This is a genomic window from Roseomonas sp. TAS13, from assembly GCF_001950415.1.
Lineage (GTDB): Bacteria > Pseudomonadota > Alphaproteobacteria > Acetobacterales > Acetobacteraceae > Roseomonas > Roseomonas mucosa.
The window spans coordinates 1-5,116 of the sequence record NZ_BDLP01000315.1; the positions used below are offsets into that span (position 1 = coordinate 1).

Genomic DNA, 5,116 nt, shown 5'->3' on the forward strand with positions numbered 1-5,116 from the left:
TCGCCTTACGGTGGAGCTGTGCGTAGATGTGATCAAGAGACAGGTGCGTGGCCCGATCGCCGACGAGGACGGCCGCCTCGACCCGGGGGCGACGGCCTTCGCGATGGGCCTCACCGAGTTCGAGCTGAAGCGGCGCTGGCTGCGGCGGCGCCGGCAGACGGCGCGGGTGGCCTGGGGCTGCTTCGCGGCCGGCTGGGCCGCGCTGGGGCTATGGACCTGGCAGATGACGGTGCTTCCCGCAGGCCAGGGACGCTTCTGGGCGGCGGTGCAGTTCCTGCCCTTCTGCGCCGCGTTCTTCGTGCTCGCCTTCCGCAATGCCTGGGCGAACTGGCAGCTGCGCACGCGGCGGCTGGGCTCGGCCGGGGAGTACCTCCGATCGGCCGACCGATTCTGGCCGAGCGCCGGCTGACCCCGATACCACTCAGCGCCAGCATCGTTGAAATGGACCACCCGATGGTCTATTTCGCCGGGAGGCTTTCTGCTGGGGTTCGATCGTGCAGGTCTCCGTGACGGATGCGAAGGGGCAGCTGACCGAGCTGGTGCGCCGGGCCGAGGCCGGCGACGAGGTCGTGCTGACGCGTCATGGCCGCGCCGCCGTGCGCCTGGTCCCGGTGCACCGGACACCGGATGCAGCCGGACGCCGCGCCCTGATGGAGGAGCTGCGCCGCGTCGGTGCCGCCAAGGCACGGGCCGGCGTGAGCGCCGCCCGCAGTCAGGACGATCTGTACGACGAGGCCGGGCTGCCGCGATGATCGCGGTCGACACCTCGGCGCTGCTGGCGATCCTGCTCGACGAGCCCGAGGCCGAGGCCTGCATGGATGTGCTGGAGGCGGCCGACGCCCTGGCGATCTCGGCCGGGACCATGGCGGAGGCGCTGATCGTGGCGGGCCGGCGCGATCTCGGGGTGGAGATGCGCCAGCTGGTCGAGGGCCTGGGCTTCGAGGTCGCGAGCGTCACACCGGGGACGGCGCGGCGCATGGCCGAGGCCTATGCGCGCTGGGGCAAGGGCGTCCACCCGGCGGGGCTGAACTTCGGCGACTGCTTCGCCTACGTGCTGGCGATCGAGCACGACGCGCCGCTGCTCTACGTCGGCGACGATTTCAGCCGCACGGATGTGCGGCCGGCCCGATAGCCGCCGCACCGGCCGCCAGGTCGTCAGAAGGTGCCGGGTGGGGCGTAGGTGGCACCGCCGGCCGCGCCCGTGGCCCACGGGGCATGCTCGTAGTCCGGCCTGCCGGCCATCGCCCCGCGCGGATCGTTGGGCTTCACGATGGTGCCGTTACGGTTGAGCACGGGCGGCGCCCAGGTGGCATTGACGGTGCCCGGAGCGGCATAGGGATCGTAGTTGGGATTCTGGACCTGCGGCGCGGCCGGAGCACTGTAGCTGCCGGCGGTGCGGATGTTGCCGCTGCTGCAGGCCGCGAGTGGGATCGACGCGAGAGCGGCGAGGAGGAGGTTTCGAGCGTAGGGCATGGGGCCTGTCCTGGTTGCGGCCCCATGCTGCCCAGTATCGTTGCGAACGGCCTGCGCTACCCGCCACTGCCCTTGAGGCGGGCGATCTCGGCGCGCAGCGCCTCGACTTCCGCCTCCAGCGCCTCGTTCGCCCTGTCGTACTCGTCGAGGCGCTCGACCATGAGGTTGGCGTTCACGGTCAGGCTGCGGAACTGCTCCTTCAGTTCCTCCCGCTCGCCCTCGATCGCCTTCGCGTAGTCACGCCACTGATCCCGCTCGCTGGCGAGACCAGCAGCATGCTCCTGTAGCTGATCGATGATGGCGTCCCTTGAGGCGAGCGCAGCCTGCCATTCAGCGATCTTCGCATGTACATCAGCTTCACGGAAGAAACGCGCTTCCGGGCGCCGCCGACGGGCCACAAGATTATCGACCCAATCCGAACGCGAACGAGCGTTTTCTGCCGACATCCTGCCTAGCAGGTAGCCGGCCGTTCCGCTCATTCCTTGGCTCTCGCCGTCATCGTTCATCGGTCATTCATCCCTAGCGCCGGAGATCTCTGTCGATGCCCGGAGGGTAGAGTCCATCTCCTTACTTGCTGCCCGCCCTTGCGGTCCAGCTATTGCCGTCGGCGCCAGGGTTCGATCACCAGAATTGCGAGCCGAACCACCAAGCCTTCGAGCGGCACCGTCGATGTTTTGCAATGCCCCTGCCGCCCCAACCAGCGCAGCATCCCGGCTGAAGCCGTCCATGTCGACCCGGTTCGCCGGCAGGAAGCCGATCAGGCGCGGGACGTGGTGGGGCACCAGGGAGATCATGCGGAAGGACAGCAGCGCCAGGACGACGTGGGCCAGCACGAAGACGCAGAGCAGCACCACGACCCCGAGCACGTTGGTTACGATCCAGCCGTTGCCCAGCACGAAGCCTGCCGCCACCCCGAAGCTCAGCCGCAGCAGCCAGGACATGCTGGCGAAGATGAAGTAGCCGAGGAACAGCCCGAGCAGCATCAGCACCGGGCGGAACAGCACGTTGAACAGCAGCGAGTATCCCTCGGTGGCCCGGCCGTGCAGGCCCTCGCCGCGCATGGTCATGTGCGCCAGCATCCACAGCGGCACCGCGATCACCGCCTCGCAGACCAGGATCAGCCAGCCGGCGACGCCGGCGACCCAGATCAGAAAGGGGATGAGCGGCAGCACGAAGGCGATGGTCAGGCCGGGGAGGAGCAGGCCGGAGATCAGCGCGAAGATCGCCGGGCCGAGGAATTCCAACGCCTTGCCCAATCCGCTGAAGCTGGCCGCCAGCACCCCACCCACCAGCGGCACGCCGCCCAGGGCGGTGCCGACGGCATTGGACCCGCCCACCCCGATCCCCGCCAGCCCCAGCGCCCCCATACCGGCCGCGACCATGGCGTGGCCGAGTTGCATCAGGCTGCCGAACGGGTCGATCCAGACCAAGGTACCAGGGGTGACGAAGTAGTTGGTGACGAGGCCGAGGATCCGCTCGCTCAGGCCCAGGGAGCGGAACACCCGCTCCATCATGCCGGCGCCGTCCTCGGCCGGCGAGGCGCCGGAGAACAGGCCCGAGCCGCCGAAGGGCGTGTTGGCTTGGTCGGTGGTGGCGACGTAGGCGCTGACCCGCTCCATGAACGCCTCGGCGGCAGCGGAAAGCGGCGCCACATCGGCGGTGAGGGCCGGGCCGAGGCCCAGATAGGAGGGACGCTCGACGCGCGGTACGCCGCTCATCAGCGAGAGGGTGGCGCCGTTGAGGCGGGAGAATTCGAGATAGTAGGCACCGGCGGCCGACCATCCGAGCGCGCTCAGGCGGATCGCGGTGGCGTCCGGGGTGGCGCCGCTGCCGCGGGCATCCTGCAGGGAGCCGCGGATGCGGCTCATGGCACCGCTGGCTGCCGCCGTGAGCTGGCTGTTGTACTGGCTGGTGGCGCTGGTCAGCACGCCCAGCAGTGGCTGCAGCGCCGACGCCTGGCGGGTGGCGTAGAAGGCCTGCGCGGCGCTCTCGACCTGCGGCCGGATGCTGCCCGTGACGACGCTGTTCAGGATCCGGCGCTGCTGGTCGACCATGCCGACATCGACACCGGCGACGGTGTTGGTGCTGGCCGGCTGGGCCAGGGTGACGGTGCCGCAGGCCGGGGCGCCGCTCTCGTTGCCACTGGACAGGCGGTAGGCCCAGGTCTCGAAGGCCGGCACGCTGCCGACCCCGCTTGAGGCGATGGCGCCCGGCGCCGGCACCAGGTTGGGGTTGTTGGCGGCGGCGTTGACGAGTGCGCGGCAGAACTCGTTGCGGATCAGCCCGGCGACGATGGTGCGGCTGCCCGGGACAATCGGATCGGCGATGACGCGCGCATCGGCGCCGATCGCCGTGACGGCCGAGGTGTAGACGGTCTTGGCCATGCCGATGCCCCACATCGAGGCCTGCACCACGGCGGCCTGCCCGGCGGAGAAGCCGTTGGCCAGCGGGAACATGAAGATCGCCGCCACCCCGAGACGGAGGGCCATCATGCCGCTCATGCCGTCGGTGAGCAGGCGCGAGGTCTCAGCACCGCGCCAGATCTGCATCACCATGGAATAGACGAGGTAGAACATGGCGATGGCCGCCACGAAGCCGGTGAGGGAGCGGACCAGGGTGCCGATCACCGTGGCGGCGTTGCCGGTGCTGACGGTTCCGGCCGAGCCATTGATCGGGAAGACGGAGCGGATGACTATGGCAGCCCAGTCGTCACCGGGATCAAGGGCGGACCAGCTGAGGTTCACGCCCGTCCCCTGGGCGAGCGCCGGCCCCGCGAGGAGCAGGACCGGCGCCAGGGTGGCCAGGGCCAGAAACAGGGTTGGGCGTCGCATCGCATCCTCGCGGCCGGAATTTGCAGACGAGGATGGGAGAGGGCGACGCGAATGAGCCTATGGGCTGGGAGACGGGGATGAGGCGGCCGAGACGCCCTGGCGATGGTCCTGCTGGAAGACGTTGCGAACCGCGTCGGCCGCTCGCCGCACCAGCTCGGCGACCTTCTGGCCGAGTTCGTCCACCACGCTCTTCCCCTCCTGGCGGCTGGGCAGGTGGGACGCGGCCTCGCCGATGGCGGCGTCGAGCCGCTCGAAGCGCCCGGCCAGGGCCGCCGGCTCGGATCGCTTGAGGATCACCGCCTCGGCGGCCTGGCGATCGGTCCCGTACTGCTTCACGGCCGAGGCGGCGGCATCGTAAGCGGCGGCCAGACCCTTCTCCTGGACGAGGGCGTTGTTGAACTGCGTGCGCAGCTCGGCATGCCGTCCACCTTCGCGCATCTCGGCCAGCACCCCCTCCATGCTGCGGGGATCGGAGCGGGCGGCCTCATTGATCCGAGCCATCACCGCCGCGCCGGCCCCCTGGGCGAAGCCCCGCAGAGCATCCACGGCGCGCTGCCCGGACGCCTCGGCGGTCTCCAGTGCCTTGCTGTCGGCACGGTTGGCCAGGTAGCTCCCGATCCGCTCGGTGATCGGGGTCGGCTGCGGCTCCCAGGGAGGCGGGCTGGCGGGACGAGGGGGCACAATCGAAGCCACCAGCCGCTCGACCGGACCTGCATCGCGGGCACCCAGCGCGGGCTGAGCCGGCTGGGCCTGCCCCTCGGCCGCACGAATGGCGGCCGGGGCCGGGGTAGGCTGCTGGGTAGCCTGCTGGC

General features: G+C 70.2%; 6 protein-coding genes and 1 pseudogene. 3 read left to right on the top strand and 4 right to left on the bottom strand.

Annotated features, from left to right (window positions below):
- The 3 genes from ROTAS13_RS27340 to ROTAS13_RS18990 all read left to right on the top strand — a co-directional run.
- Positions 1-409: hypothetical protein (locus ROTAS13_RS27340; protein ID WP_075823114.1), on the top strand; the 409-nt coding region annotated here is incomplete at its 5' end.
- 97 nt (positions 410-506) lie between these two features.
- Complete coding sequence (locus ROTAS13_RS18985) at positions 507-752, top strand: type II toxin-antitoxin system Phd/YefM family antitoxin (protein ID WP_239371580.1); 246 nt, start codon at positions 507-509, stop codon at positions 750-752.
- A complete protein-coding gene (locus tag ROTAS13_RS18990; RefSeq protein ID WP_027297373.1) occupies positions 749-1,132 on the top strand; it encodes a type II toxin-antitoxin system VapC family toxin in 384 nt (127 codons plus the stop codon). Before ROTAS13_RS18985 ends, ROTAS13_RS18990 begins: the two co-directional genes overlap by 4 nt.
- 23 nt (positions 1,133-1,155) lie before the next feature.
- On the opposite strand, the gene ROTAS13_RS18995 is transcribed toward ROTAS13_RS18990, so the two are convergent.
- From ROTAS13_RS18995 to ROTAS13_RS19010, 4 genes and pseudogenes are all read right to left on the bottom strand, one after another.
- Positions 1,156-1,473 (bottom strand): hypothetical protein, encoded by a 318-nt coding sequence (locus tag ROTAS13_RS18995; protein ID WP_027297372.1) that lies wholly within the window; start codon positions 1,471-1,473, stop codon positions 1,156-1,158.
- A 56-nt stretch (positions 1,474-1,529) separates the two neighbouring features.
- Entirely contained in the window at positions 1,530-1,979 is a 450-nt protein-coding gene (locus ROTAS13_RS19000) for a hypothetical protein (protein WP_126281767.1), read from the bottom strand.
- A 3-nt stretch (positions 1,980-1,982) separates the two neighbouring features.
- On the bottom strand, positions 1,983-4,304 hold the full coding sequence (locus ROTAS13_RS19005) for a DotA/TraY family protein (RefSeq protein WP_037251467.1): 2,322 nt from the start codon (positions 4,302-4,304) through the stop codon (positions 1,983-1,985).
- 57 nt (positions 4,305-4,361) lie between these two features.
- Positions 4,362-5,116 (bottom strand): annotated as a pseudogene (locus ROTAS13_RS19010) (hypothetical protein); the annotation flags it as partial.